The 20,025-nt window shown below is 69.9% G+C and carries 20 protein-coding genes and 2 pseudogenes; 9 read left to right on the top strand and 13 right to left on the bottom strand.

The features are described from left to right. The first annotated feature begins 111 nt into the window (after window positions 1-111). From ACFRAV_RS24525 to ACFRAV_RS24510, 4 genes are all read left to right on the top strand, one after another. Complete coding sequence (locus tag ACFRAV_RS24525) at window positions 112-312, top strand: ferredoxin (RefSeq protein WP_382558416.1); 201 nt, start codon at window positions 112-114, stop codon at window positions 310-312. Continuing rightward, window positions 309-1,499: an NAD(P)/FAD-dependent oxidoreductase gene (locus ACFRAV_RS24520; RefSeq protein ID WP_382558415.1), complete on the top strand. Its 1,191-nt coding sequence runs from the start codon at window positions 309-311 to the stop codon at window positions 1,497-1,499. Before ACFRAV_RS24525 ends, ACFRAV_RS24520 begins: the two co-directional genes overlap by 4 nt. Window positions 1,500-1,518: 19 nt before the next feature. Further along, complete coding sequence (locus tag ACFRAV_RS24515) at window positions 1,519-2,745, top strand: cytochrome P450 (protein ID WP_382558414.1); 1,227 nt, start codon at window positions 1,519-1,521, stop codon at window positions 2,743-2,745. A gap of 142 nt (window positions 2,746-2,887) precedes the next feature. Continuing rightward, window positions 2,888-3,658, top strand: coding sequence for an SDR family NAD(P)-dependent oxidoreductase (locus ACFRAV_RS24510; RefSeq protein ID WP_382558413.1), 771 nt, complete (start codon window positions 2,888-2,890; stop codon window positions 3,656-3,658). Between the two features lie 21 nt (window positions 3,659-3,679). On the opposite strand, the gene ACFRAV_RS24505 is transcribed toward ACFRAV_RS24510, so the two are convergent. Then, complete coding sequence (locus tag ACFRAV_RS24505; RefSeq protein ID WP_382558412.1) at window positions 3,680-5,293, bottom strand: Na+/H+ antiporter; 1,614 nt, start codon at window positions 5,291-5,293, stop codon at window positions 3,680-3,682. 243 nt (window positions 5,294-5,536) lie between these two features. Here ACFRAV_RS24505 and ACFRAV_RS24500 point away from each other — a divergent pair, with 243 nt between their 5' ends. Both ACFRAV_RS24500 and ACFRAV_RS24495 read left to right on the top strand, forming a co-directional pair. Further along, complete coding sequence (locus ACFRAV_RS24500; protein ID WP_382558411.1) at window positions 5,537-6,316, top strand: SDR family oxidoreductase; 780 nt, start codon at window positions 5,537-5,539, stop codon at window positions 6,314-6,316. 122 nt (window positions 6,317-6,438) lie between these two features. Next, window positions 6,439-6,822 (top strand): nuclear transport factor 2 family protein, encoded by a 384-nt coding sequence (locus ACFRAV_RS24495; RefSeq protein ID WP_382558410.1) that lies wholly within the window; start codon window positions 6,439-6,441, stop codon window positions 6,820-6,822. Window positions 6,823-6,873: 51 nt separating this feature from the next. Here ACFRAV_RS24495 and ACFRAV_RS24490 read toward each other — a convergent pair whose 3' ends face one another. The 8 genes from ACFRAV_RS24490 to ACFRAV_RS24455 all read right to left on the bottom strand — a co-directional run bounded on the left by ACFRAV_RS24490 (window position 6,874) and on the right by ACFRAV_RS24455 (window position 14,623). Continuing rightward, complete coding sequence (locus ACFRAV_RS24490; RefSeq protein ID WP_382558409.1) at window positions 6,874-7,713, bottom strand: SDR family oxidoreductase; 840 nt, start codon at window positions 7,711-7,713, stop codon at window positions 6,874-6,876. After that, entirely contained in the window at window positions 7,710-8,498 is a 789-nt protein-coding gene (locus ACFRAV_RS24485; RefSeq protein WP_382558408.1) for a carboxymuconolactone decarboxylase family protein, read from the bottom strand. The genes ACFRAV_RS24490 and ACFRAV_RS24485 overlap by 4 nt, the downstream gene beginning before the upstream one ends. Continuing rightward, a complete protein-coding gene (locus tag ACFRAV_RS24480) occupies window positions 8,495-9,529 on the bottom strand; it encodes a zinc-dependent alcohol dehydrogenase family protein (protein WP_382558407.1) in 1,035 nt (344 codons plus the stop codon). Before ACFRAV_RS24480 ends, ACFRAV_RS24485 begins: the two co-directional genes overlap by 4 nt. Before the next feature lie 32 nt (window positions 9,530-9,561). Then, window positions 9,562-9,933 (bottom strand): DUF2255 family protein, encoded by a 372-nt coding sequence (locus tag ACFRAV_RS24475; protein WP_382558406.1) that lies wholly within the window; start codon window positions 9,931-9,933, stop codon window positions 9,562-9,564. Window positions 9,934-10,036: 103 nt separating this feature from the next. Continuing rightward, window positions 10,037-11,104 carry an NAD(P)-dependent alcohol dehydrogenase gene (locus tag ACFRAV_RS24470; protein ID WP_382558405.1) on the bottom strand — a complete coding sequence of 356 codons (1,068 nt, stop codon included), beginning with the start codon at window positions 11,102-11,104 and terminating at the stop codon, window positions 10,037-10,039. Between the two features lie 36 nt (window positions 11,105-11,140). Further along, window positions 11,141-12,025, bottom strand: a complete 885-nt coding sequence (locus ACFRAV_RS24465; RefSeq protein ID WP_382558404.1) for an aldo/keto reductase — start codon at window positions 12,023-12,025, stop codon at window positions 11,141-11,143. Further along, window positions 12,025-13,467, bottom strand: a complete 1,443-nt coding sequence (locus ACFRAV_RS24460; RefSeq protein WP_382558403.1) for an MFS transporter — start codon at window positions 13,465-13,467, stop codon at window positions 12,025-12,027. Before ACFRAV_RS24460 ends, ACFRAV_RS24465 begins: the two co-directional genes overlap by 1 nt. Before the next feature lie 121 nt (window positions 13,468-13,588). Next, window positions 13,589-14,623, bottom strand: coding sequence for an alcohol dehydrogenase catalytic domain-containing protein (locus ACFRAV_RS24455; protein ID WP_382558402.1), 1,035 nt, complete (start codon window positions 14,621-14,623; stop codon window positions 13,589-13,591). A 276-nt stretch (window positions 14,624-14,899) separates the two neighbouring features. On the opposite strand from ACFRAV_RS24455, the gene ACFRAV_RS24450 reads away from it, so the two are divergent. Together ACFRAV_RS24450 and ACFRAV_RS24445 are read left to right on the top strand one after the other, a co-directional pair. After that, complete coding sequence (locus tag ACFRAV_RS24450; RefSeq protein ID WP_382558401.1) at window positions 14,900-15,796, top strand: helix-turn-helix domain-containing protein; 897 nt, start codon at window positions 14,900-14,902, stop codon at window positions 15,794-15,796. 28 nt (window positions 15,797-15,824) lie between these two features. Then, window positions 15,825-16,844, top strand: coding sequence for an aldo/keto reductase (locus ACFRAV_RS24445; protein WP_382558400.1), 1,020 nt, complete (start codon window positions 15,825-15,827; stop codon window positions 16,842-16,844). A 97-nt stretch (window positions 16,845-16,941) separates the two neighbouring features. Here the strand turns inward: ACFRAV_RS24445 and ACFRAV_RS24440 are convergent. Beyond that, window positions 16,942-17,367, bottom strand: a pseudogene (locus tag ACFRAV_RS24440) (SDR family oxidoreductase); the annotation flags it as partial. Between the two features lie 609 nt (window positions 17,368-17,976). Between ACFRAV_RS24440 and ACFRAV_RS24435 the strand changes: the two are divergent. Next, a pseudogene (locus ACFRAV_RS24435) lies at window positions 17,977-18,233 on the top strand (transporter); the annotation flags it as partial. 120 nt (window positions 18,234-18,353) lie between these two features. On the opposite strand, the gene ACFRAV_RS24430 reads toward ACFRAV_RS24435, so the two are convergent. The 3 genes from ACFRAV_RS24430 to ACFRAV_RS24420 all read right to left on the bottom strand — a co-directional run bounded on the left by ACFRAV_RS24430 (window position 18,354) and on the right by ACFRAV_RS24420 (window position 19,918). Then, entirely contained in the window at window positions 18,354-18,635 is a 282-nt protein-coding gene (locus tag ACFRAV_RS24430; RefSeq protein ID WP_382558399.1) for a Pycsar system effector family protein, read from the bottom strand. Between the two features lie 102 nt (window positions 18,636-18,737). Further along, the gene (locus ACFRAV_RS24425; RefSeq protein WP_382558398.1) at window positions 18,738-19,613 is read right to left on the bottom strand and encodes an IS3 family transposase; all 876 of its coding nucleotides are present in this window, start codon (window positions 19,611-19,613) and stop codon (window positions 18,738-18,740) included. Continuing rightward, window positions 19,610-19,918 carry a transposase gene (locus ACFRAV_RS24420; protein ID WP_382558397.1) on the bottom strand — a complete coding sequence of 103 codons (309 nt, stop codon included), beginning with the start codon at window positions 19,916-19,918 and terminating at the stop codon, window positions 19,610-19,612. Before ACFRAV_RS24420 ends, ACFRAV_RS24425 begins: the two co-directional genes overlap by 4 nt. Window positions 19,919-20,025 lie beyond the last annotated feature (107 nt).

Here is a 20,025-nt window from a genome sequence, read left to right as displayed (position 1 = left end):
GCCACGAGTGCCGCCCGGCCGACGGGGCGGTACCCGCGCGCCACCGGTCAGACCCCGGCGGCGTGCTCCTCCTGACTCCTTTCCCCCACCGACAGCAGAGGAGAACCAGAGATGAAGATCGCAGTGGACGAGGACAAGTGCTGCGGCGCCGGCCAGTGCGTCCTGCTGGCACCGGACGTCTTCGACCAGCGCGACGAGGACGGCATCGTCGTCCTCCTGCAGGGAATGCCCGAAGCGGAACAGCACGAGGCGGTTCGTGAGGCGGCCGCCGTCTGCCCAGCCGCCGCCATCGAGCTGAGCGAGGAGGCGTGAGCGCACCCCGCAGCATCCTGGTCGTCGGAGCGTCGGCGGCGGGGCTGGCAACAGCGGAGGCACTGCGCCGCAAGGGGTTCCACGGCTCGCTGAACCTGCTGGACGCCGACGCCCATCCTCCCTACGACCGGCCTCCGCTGTCCAAGCAGTACCTCGCCGGCACCTGGGAGACCGAACGGTTGCGATTGCGTGGAGACGAGCAACTCGCCTCCCTCGACGCGACCTTCGTACGGGAAGACACCGCCGTGGCACTCGACACCGGCGAGCGGCGTGTCCGCACAGCATCGGGACGCACGTACGGAGCCGACGCCGTGGTCATCGCCACCGGGCTCGTGCCCCGCTCACTGCCCGGCACCGCTGGTCTGGCGGGAGTGCACCGGCTGCGCGGACTCGACGACGCCGCCAGGCTGCGCACGGCCCTGACGGCGGACGGCCCGCTCGTGGTCGTCGGGGACGGCGTGCTGGGCGCCGAGATCGCCGCCACCGCGCGAGGTGCGGGCTGCGACGTCACGCTAGTCGGGCGGGGACCAGCACCCCTGCACGGCCGGTTCGGCCCCGCTGTCTCGGGGTTGCTCGCCCGTCTCCACGAAGAGCACGGTGTACGGCTCCGCTTCGGTGCCGGGGCCGATGTGCTGCTCGGCGACCGGGGCGTGGTGAGTGCGGTGGCTCTGGCAGACGGCCGCGTTCTCCCCGCCACCCGAGTCGTCGCGGCGATCGGTTCGATGCCGGCCACCGACTGGCTGACCGGCAGCGGGCTGACCCTGGCCGACGGCGTCGTCTGCGACTCCCGCTGCCGGGCCGTCGAAGGTATCTGGGCGGTGGGCGACGTGGCCCGTTTCCACCACGAAGGGACGGGCCGGCTGACCCGGCTGGAGAACCGCACCAACGCCACCGAACAGGCGCAGTGCGTCGCCGCCGACATCCTGGGCGACGGCCGCCCCTACACCCCTGTCCCCTACATGTGGACCGACCAGTACGAGGCGAAGATCCGTGTCCACGGTTTGCCGTCCGCGCACGACGAGGTCGACGTCATCGAGGGCGCCGTAGACGAACGCCGCTTCGTCGCCCGCTACCGGCGACTCGGCCGTGTCACCGCGATCCTCGGCTGGAACATGCCCAAGCAGTCCCGACTCCACCGCGCCGCCCACACCGACGACCTGGCCGGAACTCCTGCCACCGTCAGCTGATCAGGAAGGCACTCCCCCCATGGCCGACACCTTCCAGACCTTCCCCCCGGCACCGGAAGCCGCCCCGGACTTCCCCATGCCCCGCGCCGCAGGCTGCCCCTTCGACCCGCCCCCGGAATTGCTCGCCCTGCGCGAGCAGGGACCGCTGGTGAAGGTGCGCCTTTTCGACGGCAGCACCCCCTGGCTGGTCACCCGGCACGCCGAGCAGAAGGCGCTGCTCGCCGACGGCCGGCTCAGCGCCGACTTCAACCGGCCCGGTTACCCCAGGCAAGCCCCCATGAAGGGCAAGGCGCGCCTCAGCCTCCCCGGCATGGACGACCCAGAGCACGCCCGCCTGCGCCGCATGGTCAGCGGCGCCTTCTCCGTCAAACGCGTCGAGGCGATGCGGCCCGTCGTGCAGGACATCGTCGACCGCTTCATTGACGACCTGCTCGCCGGACCCAACCCCACCGACCTCGTCCAGGCCCTCGCCCTGCCGGTGCCGTCCCTGGTCATCTGCCAACTGCTCGGCGTCCCCTACACCGACCACGACTTCTTCCAGACCAACAGCAAGACGATCATCCTGCGCACGTCGACCGACCAGGAACGCCAGGACGCCAACCGGGCCCTCGCCGACTACCTCGACGATCTCCTCGCCGCCAAGCTGGACCATCCCGCCGACGACCTGCTCTCCGCGCTCGCCGAGCGCGTCCGGGCCGGTGACATCCCGCGCCGGGAGGCGGCCGAACTCGGAGTCCTCCTCCTGCTCGGCGGTCACGAGACGACCTCGAACATGATCGCCCTGGGCACCCTGCTGCTGTTCCAGCATCCCGATCAGCTCGCCCTCCTGCGCACCACCGACGACCCGCAGCTTGTTTTCTCCGCAGTAGAGGAACTCCTGCGCTACCTCACCGTCGCTCACACCGGACGGCGCCGGGTCGCCCTGGAGGACGTCACGATCTCCGGCCACACCGTCCGGGCCGGCGAGGGCGTCGTCCTGCCCAGCGACGCCGCCAACCGCGACCCGGACGCCTTCCCCGACCCGGGCCGCCTGGACATCACCCGCGCCGCCCGCCACCACCAGGCGTTCGGTGCTGGTACCCACCACTGCCTGGGGCAGCCGCTGGCCCGCCTGGAACTCCAGACCGTCTACGGCACCCTCTACCGCCGCATTCCCGGGCTGAGCCTGGCCACCGACATCGAGAAGGTCCCGTTCAAGCACGACGGGTTCATCTACGGCGTCCACGAACTGCCCGTCGCCTGGTAGCGAGCCTCCGGCAGCCGGTGCGGCCGTACCCGTAGGCCCGCACCGGCCGCCGACCCACAGCACTCGCCTGTCAGGCCCGACTGTCCCCCGCGGGGATCCCACCGGACCCCCGTCGTACCACACAGAACCACGGAGCACTCGCATGACCCGCACCACCGGGCCCGCAGGCCGCACTGTCATCGTCACCGGAGCCGGCGGAGGCATAGGCAGGGCCACGGCCCGCAAGTTCGCCCAGCAGGGCGCGCACGTCATCCTCGCCGACCTGGACGAGGCAGGCGCTGCCCAGACGCTCAAGGAGGTGGAAAGCGCCGGTGGCAGTGGGACAACGGTCATCGGTGACCTCAGCGACCAGCAGGTGGTCGACCGTCTCGTCGAGCGTGCCCTCGACCACTCCGGCACCGTGAACGTCCTGATCAACAACGCGGGCATCATGGACCGCATGTCCGCGCTGGGTGAGACCGACGACGCCGAGTGGGAGCGCGTGATACGGGTCAACGTCACCGCGCCCTTCCTCCTGACCCGTGCCGTGCTGCCGCACATGATCGACGCTGGGGGCGGCGCCATCGTATTCACCGCCTCCGAGGCCGGCCTGCGTGGCAGTGCCGCAGGGGCGGCTTACACGGCGTCCAAGCACGCGGTGGTCGGCCTGGTCAAGAACCTCGCCGTCATGTACCGGGGCCAGGGCATCCGGGCCAATGCCGTCGCCCCCGGCCCCACCGAAACCAAGATCCACGTCCAGACCCGTCCCGACGCGCACGGTCCGGCGGTCGTCGGCCCCCTGATCCGCGGCAACATCGGCCGCCGGGGCAGCGCCGACGAGCAGGCGGACGCCATCGTCTACCTCGCCTCCGACAACTCCTCCTTCATCAATGGTGCCGTGGTCCCGGTCGATGACGGCTGGGCCGCTGTCTGACCTGATCAGAGTCTGGCTCGGTCACCGATCAGGTCCTGCGTCGTCCTTCACCTGAGCCAGGCGGACCTCCTCGGCGTCCAACTGCTCCTGCACCCTCAGGAGTACGGTGTCGTCGATGCGGTGCCGGTCGCGCAGCGCGATGACGGCGGAGCGTTTGTGCTCAAGGAGGGCGAGTCGCAGAGATGTCTCCTGCCGCCGGCGCCGCAGGAGCGGCGCGGACTCCGGGACGCTCGCGGCGCCGGCGGCATCCATCGTGTGCAGGTGGGTCTCGTACTCGGCCTGCAGCCGTTCGGAGACTTCGGCGTCCGTGCCGAGGTCGGCGGCTGTCGCGGGGAGCGCGTCCAATGCGGCTTGCGATGCAGTGGTCCTGGCGAGTGCCAGCTCGCGCTCGGAATCCGTGTCCCGGGGCAGTCGTGCCCAGCGGGCGACGGCCGGGAGCACCAGGCCCTGCACGACGAGAGTGGCGACGACGACACCGGCGGTGACGAAGACGATCGTGTCGCGGTCGGGGAACGGTGCCCCGGAGTCGAGGGTGTAGGGCACGGACAGGGCCAAGGCCAGGGAAACGGCCCCCCGGAAACCGGCCAGAGCGCTGACCACCCGGGCCCGGTGACCCATCCGGCGTCCGCGCTGCTGCGGACGCCGGTCCACCGCCCGAATGGTGTAGACCGCGACGAACAGGAACAGGAAGCGGACGACGACCAGCGCGCAGCCCACCGCCAGCACCATGACCACCGCCTCGGTCAGGGCGGTGCCGGACAGTGCGCGGACCGCCGCCTGCGCTTCCAGTCCGACCAGGACGAACAGGGTGCCGTTCAGCAGGTACATCGCCAGCGACCAGAACGCCTCTGTCTGCCGCCGCGCCGCCGCCCGGCCCAGACTCGGCCCGGCCTGGCTCATGATCAGCCCGCACACCACCACCGCGAGCACCCCCGACGCCTCGACCTGTTCGGCCACCAGATAGGCGCTGAACGGAATCAGGATGATCGTGAGGTTGTCCAGCAGAGTGTCTCCCAGCCCGCGCACCTGGCGCCGCAGGAGGATGCCGAGCCACGCCACCACCGCTCCGGCCACGAGCCCACCGCCGTAGGACAGCACCACGAGTCCGCTCACGTGGGCCGCGCCGAGGTGTTCGGAGCCCACAGTGACGCCCACTGCCAGGCTGTAGACGACGAGCGCGGTGCCGTCGTTGATCAGGGACTCGGCGCGCAGCAGAATGACGTTGCGCTGGGGCAGCAGCCTGGACACGACACCGACGGCGGTGGCATCCGTAGGTGCTACGGCGGCGCCGAGGACCCAGGCCGGACCCCACGGCAGGCCCAGCGCGTGGGCGAGGGCCGCCACGGCCCAGGCGGTGACGGCGACCAGGAGCGTGCCGGTCAGCACGATGCCGCGCAGGTCCCGCCGGATCGCGCGCAGGGAGGTCGTCACACTTTCCCAGTACAGGAGAACCGGGAGGAAGACGAGCAGCAGTACGTCCGGTGGCAGCTCCGTCTCGCGCAGGGCGGGTGCGAAGCCCAGCAAGACGCCGGCGGCGAGTTGGAGTACAGGGGCGGCCACACGGAGACGGTGGGCAAGGACCCCGCTCACGAGCAAGGCGCACCCGAGGATCACGACGAACTCGAGCGCGGCCATGGGGCTACCTCCGATGGTCTGTCGGGCAGGCGGGGTGGGGCGGGCCGAGCCGCCGGTCGGTCACATGGCCCGTGGCCCCGCGCCATGCTCACATGCGGTCTGGCTCCTCGCAGCCGGGGGTACGGGAGCGCGGTGACGGGGGAAGGTTCAACAGGCTGCCGGGGTGCAGCTCCGGAGGTGGGACCGCGACGTTCCGGCGACACTGAACGCGGCGTTATCGACAGCTACTGCGAGGAGACGATCGTGACGACAGAACCCTTGACGGTACTGGTGGTCGGCGCCACCGGCAGCATCGGACGGCTCGTCGTGACAGAAGCGGTCGACCGCGGGCACGAGGTGCGGGCTTTGGTGCGTGACGCCGTGAAGGGCGCCCAGGTCCTTCCCGAGGCGGCCGAACTCGTCGTGGGCGACGTGACCCGGCCCGACACCCTGACCGGGGCGGTGGCCGGCGTCGACGCGATCGTGTTGACCCTCGGTTCCTTCGGCGCGGCCGGCTCGTCGCCGGAGGCCGTCGACTACGGGGGCGTCCGCGCTGTCCTCTTGGCGCTGCAGGGGCAGCGGCCTCACCTAACACTGATGACCTCGATCGGTGTCACCGGACGCGGTAGCGCCTACGGTCATCTCTTGGAGTGGAAACGCCGCTCGGAGCGTCTGGTCCGGGCGAGCGGGCTTCCTCATACCATCGTGCGCCCCGGCTGGTTCGACATGAACGGTCCGGACGATCACCGCCCGGCCTTCCGACAAGGCGACCGCCATCGCTCCGGGGGGCCGGCCGACGGGGCGATCGCCCGCAGCCAGATCGCAAGGGTTCTGGTGGAGACGCTGACCGTCCCGGCGGCGGCAGGCCGAACCTTCGAACTGGTCGCCGAACGGGGAGACGCGCCCGACGATCTGGCACCGTTGTTCGCGGCGCTGGACCAGGATGAGCCGGGCGCGTTGGACGCGGTCCACGACGAGGCCAACATGCCGCTCGCGGACGAGCCGCAGCGTGTACGGGAAGACCTCGAAGCCGTCCGGCCCTGAACGCGTCCTCGTCCTGAGACCCGGGCCGACCACCCGGGGGTACGCCGTGACGGGCGTACCGGGGCGGCGCACACCGCGACGGTCCCCTCCGGCACCAGTTCACCGCTACGAAAGGAGCCGACGTGCAGTTTTCTGACGTCCCGCTTCCCGAGGACCTTCGCGACGTTCACCGCGCATACCTGGACGGTATGCGCGAGGGCGACACCGAGGCGCTCGACGGCTTGCTCGCCCGGGACTTCACTCTCACGCACATGACCGGGTACGTGCAGCCGAAGGCCGAGTGGCTGGCGCAGATGCGGGAGGGCCGGTTCGTCTATCACTCCATCACGGAGGAGGACGTCACCTGGGACGTCGAAGCCGGCGGAAGGGTTCATCTGACAGTCAGGACCGTGACCGACGCGACGGTGTACGGAACCCGCGCCGACTGGCGCCTGCGCCTGTCCACCGACTACGCCCGGCATGACGAGGTCTGGACACCACAGAGGACCGTCGCCACCACCTGGTGACCACAGGGGCACAGGGGCCGTCGCTTGTACGGGTCTGCGCTGACCTGATGATCACTCGCCGGGTGGGAAGTCCGTGGACGCAGCGAGTTCGCGCTGGCTCTCGAACCCGTCGATCCGCCTGCGCAGGACGTCGATCGTGGAGTCCAGAGCCTGGGAACCCAGGACCAAGCGCAGCGGGGCGGGTTCGGCGTCGGCGGACTCGATGATGCGGGCGGCCATGCGCTGCGGGTCGCCGGGCGCAAGTCCGCCGGCGGGATCGAGCATGGCCTGGAAGGCGTGCGCCGGAGTGCCGTCGTAGGCGTCCATGAGGTCGGCGACGCGGGCGCTGCCGTAGCGGAACTCCGTCCGAGCGCCGCCGGGTTCGACGATGGTCACTCCGATCCCGAAGCCTGCGACTTCCTGCGCGACCGCCTCGGCGAATCCCTCGATGCCCCATTTGGTCGCGTGATAGGCAGAGTTGCCAGGGAAGGCGACCTGGCCGCCGTAGGAGGAGAGCTGGATGATCCGTCCGCCGCCCTGGGCCCGGAGGTGTGGGAGGGCGGCGCGGATCAGGGTGATGGAGCCGGTGAGGTTGGTGGCGATGATGTGGTCGACCTGGGCGTCGGTGAGTTCCTCGGCTGCGCCGAACAGGCCGTACCCGGCGTTGGAGACGACCACGTCGACCCGGCCGCCCGCGAAGGATTCGTCCACGGTCTTTCGTACGGCTGCCGTGTCGGTGACGTCCAGGACGGGTGCGGTAAATGTGTCGGGGTGCTTCTCCAACAGGCTGGTGACCTTGTCCGGGGTGCGGACGGTGCCGACGACGCGGTCGCCGCGCTCCAGGAGCCGGGTGGCGAGGGCGTGGCCGAAGCCGCTGCTGACGCCGGTGATGAGCCAGGTGCGCGGGGTCATGCGTCGTCCTCCTGCGGTGGTGGGGTGGTGCCGGCGTTGACTGCGCTGAGGGCGTTGAGGGTGCGGGGGTAGCCGATGAAGGGCAGCAGACCGGTCAGCACGGCGACGAGTTGTGCGCGGGTGTTGCCGACGTTGAGATTGGCGGCGACGTGCCCCTGCACCTGGCGGTCGGCGCCGCCCAGGGCGGCGAGCAGGGCGAAGGTGAGCAGTTCGCGGGTGGGTACGTCGAGGCCGGTGCGGGTGTAGTGGTCGCCGAAGCAGTTGGCGCTCAGGAACTCCTGGATGTGCCGCTGGTCGGCGGGGGCGTTCGCGTACATGGCCGTGACGGCGTCGTCGCCCACAATGTGCTTCTGCACGGCCAGTCCGTCCGCCGCTCGCGTTTCGGGTGTCGTGGTCGACTGGCCTTCGAGAGGAAGCGAGACGCCCTGCTCGGTAAGGACGTCGTTGGTGGCGTGGAGGAAGTCGAAGACGCGGGCCATGCCGGAGTAGGGCACGGCCTGGTAGACGATCTCCTTGGCCTCCAACGGCGTGACTCCGACGGTGAGGGCGGCACCCAGCATCACCCGGTACTCGGCTACCGCGCCCACCGCGATCATCGCGGCGAGCTGGGTCATGAGCCGGATGCGTTCGGGCAGGTCGCCGGTGTGCCGCAAGACCTCGTCGAAAGCGAAGTTGTCGAAGTGCTCGATCAGCTCCGGGTCGGTGACGGCGAGCGTGGAGACGTGACCAGGGAAGAGCCGGTCGTGGGCGGCCGCGGCCTCGGCGTTGGGCTTGCGGTCGGTCACGGGCGCACCAGCGCCTTGAGGGCCTCGCGGTCGTTCATGGCGCGGTAGCCGTCGTCGATGTCCTCCAGCGAGACCGTGCGGTCGAAGACGCGGCCGGGCCGGATCGAGCCGTCGAGGATGTGCGGCATGAGTTCTTCGATGTAGGCGCGGGCGGGGGCGACGCCGCCGGTGAGGGTGATGTTGCGCAGGAAATCGGTGAAGCCGAAGGGCACGTCGGTGAACTGTGGGGCACCGACCCGGCTGACGATGCCGCCGTCGCGCACTACGCCGAAGCCCGTCACGAGGGCTTCCTTCAGGCCGACGCATTCGAGGACCTTGCGGGTGCCCTCGCCGTCGGTCAGCTCTCGGACCCGGGCGACGCCTTCGTCGCCGCGTTCGGCAACCACATCCGTCGCGCCGAACTCGCGGCCGAGGTCGGTGCGGGCCTGGTGGCGGCCCATGAGGATGATCTGTTCGGCACCGAGCAGCCTGGCGGAGATCACGGCGGACAGTCCGACGGCGCCGTCCCCGATCACGGTGACGGTGTCGCCCCTGCCCACGCCTGCGGTGCGGGCGGCGTGATAGCCGGTGCACAGCACGTCGGAGAGAGTGAGGAGGTCCGGGAGGAGGTCGGAGTCCTCGGTGACGGGCAGTTTGACGAGGGTGCCGTCAGCTTGGGGAACGCGGGCGGCTTGGCCCTGACCGCCGTCGACGCCGTTCACGCCCCATTGGCCGCCGTGCGGGCAGGAGGTCTGAAGGCCCTCACGGCAGTATGCGCAGGTGTTGTCGGCCCAGACGAACGGGGCGACGACGACATCTCCCCGCTGGACGCCGCGCACCTCGTTGCCGGTCTCCTCGACGACGCCGAGGAACTCGTGGCCCATGTGGCGAGGGCTGTCGGTGGACTCCAGCGACTTGTAGGGCCACAGGTCGCTGCCGCAGACGCAGGACAGCACGATGCGGACGACGGCGTCGGTGGGCTGCTGGATCTTCGGGTCAGCGACGTCCTCGACGCGAACGTCCCCGGCGGCGTACATCAGGGTGGCGCGCACGGTGGTGCTCCTTAAGAGGCTCGCATGTGGGTTCAGCGCGGTTCGAGACACAGAGTGGAGGCGCGGGCCCGGTCGGTCAGGACGTGTTCGACGATGCTGGTGTAGCGGCCGTACTTCCGCCGGTAGGCGGCGTCCACGTCGACGTACTCACCGGGCTCGGCGTCACGGAAGGTGACGTCGGCCCGGACACCGCCGGCCTCGATGCGGCCCTGGTGGCGGGTGCGGGTACCCCGGTACCAGGGGCCGTCGACGCCCTTGACGGAGCGGACGTAGAGCCGGTCGCCGGCCTGTACGACCCACATGGTCACGGGGGCGCGCAGGCTGCCGTCCGCACGTTCGCTCTCCAGGTCGAGTTCCTCGGCCGTGCCGATGCTGGTGAGGTCGGAGTCGTTCCAGGCGGTCATGGTTCCCACCTTCCCTGTGCGGGGGGATCGCGGCATCCGCGGGGCGCCCGGTGGAGTAGCCGGGCGTCCCGGAGATGCGGCTTCGCTTACGTGGCTGGGTGCGTCACGCCTTCAGATCGGCGAAGGTCGCGCCGTCCACCACAAACCGGTAGCGGACGTCGGAGGCGTGAATCCGCTCGTAGGCGGTGTTTATGTCCTGCGCGCCGATCAGCTCGATGTCGGCCGTGACGCCGTGCTCGGCGGCGAAGTCGAGCATCTCCTGGGTCTCGGCGATGCCGCCGAACAGTGATCCGACATACGAGCGGCCGTTCTGGCAGAGCGTGAAGACGTCTACGGGCATCGGTTCCGTCGTCACGCCAACGTTCACCATGGTGCCGTGCAGGCGCAGCAAGCCGAGGTAGTCGGGCAGGGGCACTGGTGCGCTGACGGTGTTCAAGATGATGTCGAAGGTGTTGGCCAGCTCGGTGAACGCGGTGCCGTCGCCGGTCACGGCGTAGTGGTCGGCGCCGAGGGCTGCCGCTGCTTCGCGCTTGTTCGCCGACTGGGAAAGCACAGTCACGTCGGCGTCCATGGCCTTGGCCATCTTCACGCCGAGGTGGCCGAGTCCGCCGAGGCCGACGACCGCGACCTTGGTGCCGGGGCCGGCGGCGAACCGCTTGAGCGGGGCGTAGACGGTGATGCCGGCGCACAGCAGGGGAGCGGCGGCGGCAGGGTCAAGGATCTCCGGTACGCGGACGACGAAGTCCTCGGGGGCGACGATCGCCTCGGAGTAGCCGCCCTGGGTGTGGGTGCCGGGTTCGGCCGGGTCGGGGCTGCCGAAGACGAGGGTGTGGCCCTTGAGGCAGTACTGCTCCTGGCCGGCCCGGCAGTTGTCACACTCGCGGCAGGAGTTGACCATGCAGCCGATGCCGACCAGATCGCCGACCTGGTGACGGGTGACGTCGGAGCCGGTCTCGGTGACCCGGCCGACGATCTCGTGGCCGGGAACGAGCGGGCTGACCGGGAGGGGGCCGAATGAGCCGTCGACGAAGTTGATGTCGGAGTGGCAGATGCCGCAGTACAGGATGTCGAGCCGGACGTCGTGCGGGCCGACGTCGCGGCGCTCGACGGTGACGGGAGAGAGCGGTCGGCCGGCCTCATGGGCGCCGAACGCGTTGACGGTGGTGGGCACGCTGGTTCCTTCTTGCGGGGCGTACGGGGTGGGAGGTCAGGCTTCGGGGATGGCCCGGCCGAAGTCGGTGAGCGTGACGGCCTCGGGTTCGGGGCCGCCGCGGCTGCCGGTCTCCAGGGCGTCCAGGGCGGCCAGTTCGTCGACGGTGAGGTCGAAGTCGAAGACGTCGATGTTCTCGGCGATGCGGTGCCGCTTGATGGACTTCGGGATGACCGAGCGGCCCTGCTGGATCCCCCAGCGCAGCAGCACCTGGGCCGGGCTCTTGCCGTGGGTCTCGGCGATGGCGGTCACGGCCGGGTCTTCCAGGACGCTGCGGCGGTGTTCGCCGTAGCCCGGGTAGAAGGTGATGCCGCCGATGGGGGACCACGCCTGGTTGAGGATGCCGTGGGCGTCGTCGAAGTCGAGGACGGCGCGCTGCTGGAAGTATGGGTGGATCTCCAGCTGGTTGACAGCCGGTACGACATCGGTGGCGTCGAGCAGCCGGGTGAGGTGGTCGACCATGAAGTTGCTGACGCCGATCGCGCGGACCTTGCCGTCGGCCAGCAGCTTCTCCAGAGCGCGGTAGGCGGCGAGGGTCTTGTCGAACTCGGACGGCAGGGCCTGGTGCAGGATCAGCAGGTCGATCCGGTCGAGGCCGAGCTTGGCGGCGCTCTTGTGGAAGCCGTGCAGCGTCTCGTCGTAGCCGTAGTCGCTGATCCAGATCTTCGTCTCGACGAAGACGTCGTCGCGCGGGACGCCGGAGTCGCGGATGGCCTGGCCGACCTCGCGTTCGTTTCCGTAGGCGGCGGCGGTGTCGATGTGGCGGTAGCCGAGGTCGAGGGCGTCCTGCACCGCGGCGATGGTTTCGTCGGGTGGTGTCTGGAAGACGCCGAGTCCGAGGGCGGGCATCTCGACGCCGTTGTTGAGGGTGAGGGTCTTCATCACAGGGACCTTTCGGTGCGGGGTGCCCGTGGGGACACGACGAGGGTCAGGACGGTTGCGACGGCCAGCGCCAGGAGGACGGCCGAGCCGGTCAGGGCCGCTGCGGAGCGGCCGGCGATGTCGGCCGGTGTGTGGCCGGTGGAGACCCTTGCGGCGACGGCCGTCAGCAGACTCAGAGCCAGCGCGCTGCCGATCTGGTGCACGGTGTTGACCAGGCCGGAGGCGGCCCCCGCGTCCGAGGCGGCGACGCCGTCGACGCCGCTGGAGGTCAGTGGTGCCAGCGTCAGGCCCTGCCCGGCGCCGATGAGCACCATCGGCAGGGCGATGCCGGTCAGGTAGGGGGTGTGCAGGCCGAGACGGCTCAGCCACGCCATGCCCACCGTGGTCAGCGCGACTCCCGTCACCAGGACCAGTGGCCGTGCGGCCCGCTCCAGGAGGCGGGGCACCTGGACAGCAAGGGCGAAGTTGACCAGCGTCATCGGCAGGAACGCCATCCCCGCCTGCAACGGAGTCCAGTGGTAGACGCTCTGCACGAACTGCGCGGTGAAGAAGAAGAACCCCATCATCGCGCCCATGTAGAGCATCCGGGTGACGTAGGCCCCACCACGCTCCCGGCTGATGAACAGCCGCAGCGGCACGATCGGCTGGGCGGCCCGCCGCTCCACCGCCACGAACGAGCCCAGCAGCACCACGCCCGCCGCCAGCGGCAGCAGAGTGGCCGGTGCCGTCCAGCCGAAGTCGGCCGCGTCCACGATACCCAGGACCAGGGCGGTGGAACCCAGGGTCGCCAGCAGCGCCCCGGCCACGTCGAAACGGCCGCCGCGCCGTTCGGTCTCGGGCAGGAACCGCACGGCCAGCACCATCATCACGGCGCCGACGGGCACGTTCAGGAAGAACCCGGCCCGCCACGAGACCAGGTCCGCGGCCAGCCCGCCGACGACCAGGCCGAGCGCCGCGCCGAGGCCGGCGACCGCGCTGTAGGCAGCCATCGCCCGATTACGGGCCCGGCCCTCCGCGAAACTGCGGGTGAGCAGCGACAGCGCAGAGGGGGCCAGGACGGCGGCGCCAACGCCCTGGAACGCGCGGGCACTGATCAGCCACCACTGGGTCTGCGCGGCGCCGACCAGCAGTGAGGCCAGCGAGAACACGACCAGGGAGAACAGGAAGACCCTGCGGTGTCCGAACAGGTCACCGGCCCGCGCCCCCAGTAGGAGCAATCCGCCGAAGACCAGGACGTACGCGTTGGTGATCCAGGACAGGCCGGTCTCGGAGAAGCCCATGGCCGAGCGGATCTGCGGCAACCCCGTGAACACGATCGAGTTGTCCAGGATGACCATGAAATAGCTGACGCAGACGATCAGAAGGATCAACGTCGGGTGAGCCGGTGACCTGCCCGGCCGCTTCGCCGCAGGCGTCGACGTGAGCTGAGCGGTGGTGGTCATGACGTCACCAGCCCCATCGTCAGCTCCTCGTCATCGGCCGCGGTGATCGGCTGCCGACCTGCCGGGGCAGTGCCGCTCCCGCGCGCGACGGCAGCCGTCGTTCTGCTCGCAGACTGCCTGCTCACGGCCGGACCAGCACCTTGAGCGCCTCGCGGGCGTCCATGGCCCGGTAGCCCTCGGCGACCTCGTCGAGAGCGACCGTGCGGTCGAAAACCCGGCCGGGTTCGATCCGGCCCTCCAGGACGTCGGGGAGGAGTTCCTCGATGTAGGCGCGGGCCGGGGCCGGGCCGCCGGTCAGGGTGATGTTCGGGCCGAAGAGGCTGCCGAAGCCGACCGGGGCCTCCTCGTACTGCGGCACGCCCACACGGCTGATGGTGCCGCCGACGCGGACCACTCCGTACGCCTGTTCGTAGGCGGGCCGGTGCCCGACAGCTTCCAGGACGATCGGGCTGCCGCCGCCGGTGAGCTCGCGGACCTTCTCGATGCCCTCGCCGCCGCGCTCGGCGACCACGTCGGTCGCTCCGAAGGCGCGCCCCAGGTCGGTGCGGGCGGTGTGCCGGCCCATGAGGACGATCTGCTCGGCGCCCAGTCGCTTCGCGGCGAGCACGGAGAGCAGGCCGACCGCGCCGTCGCCGATGACGGTCACGGTGCTACCGCGGCGCACCCCGCCGCGCACGGCGGCGTGGTGTCCGGTGCCCAGTACGTCCGAGAGGGTCAGCAGGGACGGGATCAGCGCGTCGTCTGTGCCGACGGGCAGCTTGACCAGGGTGCCGTCGGCGAGCGGCACACGGGCTGCCTCGCCCTGCCCGCCGTCGACGCCGTTCACGGCCCAGAAGCCGCCGTGCACGCAGGAGGTCTGCAGCCCCGCCCGGCAGTGTTCGCAGGTGCCGTCGGAGTAGGCGAACGGCGCGACGACCAGATCGCCCTTCTTCACGGTGCGGACCTCGCCGCCGACCGCCTCGACCACGCCGATGAACTCGTGTCCCATCCGGACCGGACCGTCGGCGCCAGGCATGGACCGGTAGGGGTGCAGATCACTGCCGCACACACAGGCGGTAGTGATGCGTACGAGGGCGTCGGTGGGCTCCTTCAGAGTCGGGTCGGCCACGTCCTCGACACGGACGTCGCCTGCTTCGTACATGAGTGCTGCGCGCACGTTGCTCCCTCGGATCGGTAAGAGTGAGGTCAGGGGCCGATTCCACGGGGTGGGGCCCTGTTCCTGTTCCAGGGAACACCGCGCGGCACCGCAGGTGGGAGTCACCGCTCTTCCAGGTACTGGCAGTACCTCGCAGGCCCTCCGAGGCCGTCCTACGGTGGAGAGGCCGGCACTAGATTCACGCCGATCCGAAAGGTCCCCCCGTGTCACTGCCATCCGCAGCAATCACCATCCCTCCCGCTCCTCGCCGTACGGCACTCCGCCAGGAGAGCGACCATGACCGGGCCTGACAGAAGGAGCCTCGCCGGCGAGGTGCGCGAGTTCCTGAGCACCCGCCGGGCCCGGATCACCCCTGAGCAGGCCGGGCTGCCCGTCTACGGCGGCAACCGCCGGGTCGCGGGGCTGCGCCGCGAGGAGGTCGCCCTGCTCGCGGGCATGAGCGTGGACTACTACGTCCGGCTGGAACGCGGGAATCTCAGCGGCGCCTCCGACTCCGTTCTGGAAGCCCTCGCGCACGCCCTGCAACTGAACGAGGCCGAACGTACCCACCTGTACGACCTGGCCCGCGCCTCCACTCCGTCCGGACGACGACCGGCGGTGACCTCCTCGCGGGTACGGCCCACGATCCTGCGGATGCTCGACTCGATGACCGACGTGCCGGCGTTCGTCCGCAACGCCCGCTTTGACGTCGTGGCCGCCAACGCGCTCGGCCGGGCACTGTACGCGCCGCTCTTCGACTCCCCGCTGTTCGCGCAGCGCGGGCCGGTCAACAGCGCCCGCTTCCTGTTCCTGGACCCCGCGGCCCAGGACTTCTGGGTCGACTGGGACAAGGGCGCCGACGACGCCGTCGCCTTCCTGCGCACCGAGACCGGCCGGGCGCCGCACGACAAGGCGCTCACCGACTTGGTCGGGGAGCTGACGACCCGCAGCAACGAGTTCGCCCGCAGGTGGGCCCGGCACGACGTGAAGTTCCACCGCTCGGGCGTGAAGAACTTCCACCACCCGCTCGTCGGTGACCTCGCGCTGCCCTACGAGGCGCTGGACCTCCCCTCCGACCCGGGCCTGCGCCTCAACTTCTACACACCCGAGCCGGACTCTCCGGAACGCCAGGCGCTGGACCTGCTCGCCAGCTGGACGACCACCGGCACTGTTGTGCCCGCCGACACCGACTGACCCCACACGAACGAGGAGAACCCACCTCATGCAGTACCGACCGCTCGGCCGCACCGGCGTCCAGGTCAGCCCCCTCTGCCTGGGCGCGATGATGTTCGGGCCCTGGGGCAACGAGGACGAGGCGGACTCGATCCGCATCATCCACCGCGCCCTCGACGCGGGCATCAACTTCGTCGACACCGCCGACGTCTACTCCGCCGGCGTCAGCGAGGAGATCGTCGGCAAGGCCCTCAAGGACCGCCGCGAGGACGTCTTCCTGGCGACGAAGTTCTTCATGCCGATGGACCAGGACGACCCCAACCAGCGTGGCGGCTCCCGCCGTTGGATCATCCGGGAGGTGGAGAACTCCCTGCGCCGTCTGGGCACCGACCACATCGACCTCTACCAGGTCCACCGCCCCAGCCCCGACACCGACGTCTCCGAGACCCTCGGCGCCCTCTCCGACCTCGTCCGCCAGGGCAAGGTCCGCTACATCGGCTCCTCGTCCTACTCCGGCTCCCAGATCGTCGAGGCGCAGTGGGCCTCGCGTGACCGGAACCTGGAACGGTTCGTCACCGAGCAGCCCCCATACTCCCTCCTGGTCCGCGGCATCGAGGAGGACGTCCTGCCCACCGTGCGCCGACACGGCATGGGCACCCTTACCTACAGCCCGCTCTCCGGCGGCTGGCTCTCGGGCCGCTACCGCAAGCACGCCACCGAGGGCCCCGCCTCCGCCGCGCGCCCCCAGGCCCGCTTCGACATGAACACCCCCGCCAACCAGCGCAAGCTGGAGGCCGTCGAACAGCTCGCGGTCCTGGCGGAGAAGTCCGGCCTCACCCTGATCGAGCTGGCCGTCGCCTTCGTGATCAACCACCCCGGCGTGACGTCGGCGATCATCGGTCCGCGCACCATGGAGCAGCTGGAGGCGTTCCTGCCCGCGGCCGACGTCACCCTGTCCGCGGACGTCCTCGACGCCATCGACGAGATCGTCGCCCCCGGCGTCACCGTCAACCCGGTCGACAACAGCTACGGCGACTTCGAGCTGCGAGCCGACCAGCGGCGGCGCTGACGCGACCCGGCCCACCCCGGTCAGGCGAGGTGGGCCAGGGCCGGCGGTGTCGGGGCTTGAGTCCGGTCGAGGACCTCGATGCCCAGCCGGTGTCAGGTGCTGGACTCATGCGCCCGGATCGGACGGTGGCCATGACGCCGCCGTCGACGAGGAGGTCGTTCTCGGTAATGAAGGACGATCCGGGGCGGAGCAGGAAGGCGGCGGCGCCGGCGATGTCGTCGGCCGTTCCCAGGCGCCCGGTTCCGGAAGCCTTGACCATGGCCTGCGTCCTCGGGCCGCTCTCGCCGTCGAGTTCCTGTTGTCCCACGGGAGTGGCGATCACCCCCGGGCTGATGGAGTTGACGCGAGCGCCCCGCTCTCCCCTCCCGGGGGTGCCGGTGCGGGTGACCGCCCGAACCGACCTACGGCCGTGACGCTCATTTGACGCTCTGGGTGCCCCTCCGGCCCGCACGCAGGACGCGAGAGCCCCCTGACCTGGTGCTTTACCGTCAGTATCCAGGCCGACATCTTTTCGATGACGCATCATGTGGAGTGTGTCGCGATTCTTGAGCCTGCTGCAAAGGGCCGCTGACCTGCGGCTTTACGAATGCGCATGACGCGCGGGGTGTGCGTTATGGGCGAATTTTTGACGCTGGTTTGACGCTCGTCGGGCGGTTTTTCCGACGGGCCGTCAGGAGTATCTGACGGGCCGTCAGGTGTCTCTGAGTGGCTGTGCAGGACGGCTCGTGGGCGAGGTCGGCTCAACCGTGCCGGTGATTACCTAGAGTGATGCTCGGAAGGGGCCTGAGCGCTCTTCACGCTCGTCCTCGCCACCGCTCCAGCCGATGGCGAGTTGCGCCGCGTCGGCTCGGCCGGTGCGGTCCCGGAGCGCTGCGCTGTTATCGCCCGGCCGGAGGTTCTGGCCCTTCCGCAGAGCCGCTGACGGCCGTCCGGCCCGGACTCGCCCATCGTGTTGAGGGTCATGCATGCCGGCATCTTGCTCCCGGCTATTGGGTTCGGAGACGCGGAGGCCCCGATAGTTCGGCATGGAAGCGAAGCGAACCTTCACGCGTTCTTCACCGTCTTGGAAGTGCTGGCGGAAACAAGCTTGCGGTTGCTCGATGTTGGGGGTCTCCAGGTGGAGGAGGGGATCGTGTCGGGTCTGAGGCTGTTCCGAGCGACGACGGACGGGGCGACTGAGGTGGCTCCGCGTCTGGCCGAGGTCGAGGCGGGTGTCAGCGGCTCATCGAGGCCAACATGGAGACGCTGCTGGGTGTCAGGTTCCTCGCGAGTGAGTACGTCATCGACTGTGTGGACGGCGGGCGTATCGACTCCCTGGGGATCGACGAGACTGGTGCCCCTGTGGTCGTCGAGTACAAGCGTGGAACGGATCCCGGCGTGTTCTCTGAACTTGGCGAGTGAGCCTTGGCGTTGGACATGCGGGTGGTGGGGCCTCCGGCTCGGACGACTCGACCTGCGCCGTCGGCTGATGGCGCAGGTTGGTCGTCTGGCCGGGTCCCGCCGCTTAGCTCACTGCATCGAGCAGGGTCGCCGCTGCGACCAGTGAGAGTGCACAGCCCAGGAGGTCACTGCACGGGCAATCAACTTGTACTTCCGGGTAACCAGTAGGGACAACTCGACGAGCTGGGTGCACCGTTCCAGTTCGGCGTCGGTCGTGGTCGACAGGTGGGTGACAAGGTCGGCCACACGCCCCTGGTACTGCGCGTAGGAGGCGAAGTATCCTCCTCCGCCGAGCCGGGAGACGCCGCCGGGCCGGACGCAGAAGAGCAAGTGGATGAGGCTGGCGGCCATACAGCCGATGCCCAGCCAGGGGAGCCACTCAGCGCCATTCCATAGAGCGAGGATTCCTGACTTGAGCTTGCTCCGCTTTGACGGACACGGTGACTGTTTTGGTCAGGCCGCGAAAGCGGTCTCGTAGTCGGCTGGGCTGCGATAGCCCAGGCTGCTGTGCAGGCGGCGGACGTTGTACCAGCCTTCGACGTACTCGAAGATCGCTGTGCGGGCGGAGGCTCTGCTGGACCACACGTGGCCGTCGGCGGGGACAAGTTCGCGTTTGAGGGTAGCGAAGAAGGACTCGGCGAGAGCGTTGACCCAGCAGACTCCGGCCCGCCCCACGGACAGCCGTATGCCTATGCGATCGGCGGCGGCTGCGAGTTCCCGGCTGGTGCACTGACAGCCCCTGTCGGCGTGAAAAATCAGCCCTGGCCTGGGCTTTCGTGTCTGGCAGGCGGCGGTGAGGGCCTCGGTGACGAGGGAGGTCCGCAGGTGGTCGGCCGTGGCCCAGCCGACCACCTTGCGGGAGGCGATGTCGATGACGGTGGCCAGGTAGAGCCAGCCCTCCGAGGTCGCGATGCAGGTGATGTCACCGCACCACCGTGTGTTCAGCCTGGTGGAGGGTGCGAAGTCCCGCTGCAGGAGGTCGGGCCGGTGGCCGGCCCCGGGGTCAGGGACGGTGGTGCGGACGCGGCGGTGGCGGCAACGGCCGGTGAGACCTGCCTCGCGCATGAGCCGGGCGACCCGGCGCCGTCCGCATAACGCGCCCGCCTGCCTGAGTGCTGCGTGGATGCGTGGGGAGCCGTAGGCGCCGCGGGAGCCGGCGTGGACCTCGATGATCCGGTCGGTGAGTTCGGCGTCCTGGCGGCGGCGTTCGGAGGGCTTGCCGGTGCGGCGGGCGTAGAAGGCGGCTCGGGAGACCTTGAGCAGGTCACAGGCTTGTTTGACGCTGTGACCTGCGCGTTTCTCCGCCTCGATGAACGGGTGCACGTTCACCGGGTCTCCTTTGCGAAGAAAGCAGTGGCTCGCTTGAGGACCTCGACGTCCTCGCGCAGGCGGCGGTTCTCCCGCCGCAGCCGGGCCAGCTCGTCCCGCTCGGCACTGGTCAGACCGTCCTTCTCACCGGCGTCGACCTGGGCCTGGCTGACCCACAGCCGCACCGCGGTCTCCGGCAGGTCGAAGTCCCGGGCGACCTGCCCGATCGTGCGGTCACCGCGACGGCACAACTCGACGATCTCGGCCTTGAACTCCGGTGTGAACGAGCGACGAGGGCGTGGCTTCTTCTTCCCCATGCTCTCCATGGTGGACATCCTTCCGGGGACTCAACCCCTGATATGGGATGTCCGTCGAACCGAAGCAAGCTCAGACACCCGCGAATCACCCCCGCATGGACAGTTCCTGTAGCTCT

Origin of the sequence: Streptomyces sp. NPDC056600 (assembly GCF_042792855.1) — a bacterium.
GTDB lineage: Bacteria > Actinomycetota > Actinomycetes > Streptomycetales > Streptomycetaceae > Streptomyces.
Note: the sequence above shows the minus strand (reverse complement) of the source record. Positions and strands in the feature narration are given on the sequence as shown.

Bases quoted from the DNA above. Each gene is read 5' to 3' on its own strand.
- ACFRAV_RS24450 (WP_382558401.1), top strand. From the start codon at position 14,900: ATGACCGGGCCTGACAGAAGGAGCCTCGCCGGCGAGGTGCGCGAGTTC.
- ACFRAV_RS24460 (WP_382558403.1), bottom strand. From the start codon at position 13,467: ATGACCACCACCGCTCAGCTCACGTCGACGCCTGCGGCGAAGCGGCCG.
- ACFRAV_RS24475 (WP_382558406.1), bottom strand. From the start codon at position 9,933: ATGACCGCCTGGAACGACTCCGACCTCACCAGCATCGGCACGGCCGAG.
- ACFRAV_RS24525 (WP_382558416.1), top strand. From the start codon at position 112: ATGAAGATCGCAGTGGACGAGGACAAGTGCTGCGGCGCCGGCCAGTGC.
- ACFRAV_RS24445 (WP_382558400.1), top strand. From the start codon at position 15,825: ATGCAGTACCGACCGCTCGGCCGCACCGGCGTCCAGGTCAGCCCCCTC.
- ACFRAV_RS24515 (WP_382558414.1), top strand. From the start codon at position 1,519: ATGGCCGACACCTTCCAGACCTTCCCCCCGGCACCGGAAGCCGCCCCG.
- ACFRAV_RS24430 (WP_382558399.1), bottom strand. From the start codon at position 18,635: ATGGCCGCCAGCCTCATCCACTTGCTCTTCTGCGTCCGGCCCGGCGGC.
- ACFRAV_RS24505 (WP_382558412.1), bottom strand. From the start codon at position 5,293: ATGGCCGCGCTCGAGTTCGTCGTGATCCTCGGGTGCGCCTTGCTCGTG.
- ACFRAV_RS24420 (WP_382558397.1), bottom strand. From the start codon at position 19,918: ATGGAGAGCATGGGGAAGAAGAAGCCACGCCCTCGTCGCTCGTTCACA.
- ACFRAV_RS24490 (WP_382558409.1), bottom strand. From the start codon at position 7,713: ATGACCCCGCGCACCTGGCTCATCACCGGCGTCAGCAGCGGCTTCGGC.
- ACFRAV_RS24465 (WP_382558404.1), bottom strand. From the start codon at position 12,025: ATGAAGACCCTCACCCTCAACAACGGCGTCGAGATGCCCGCCCTCGGA.
- ACFRAV_RS24510 (WP_382558413.1), top strand. From the start codon at position 2,888: ATGACCCGCACCACCGGGCCCGCAGGCCGCACTGTCATCGTCACCGGA.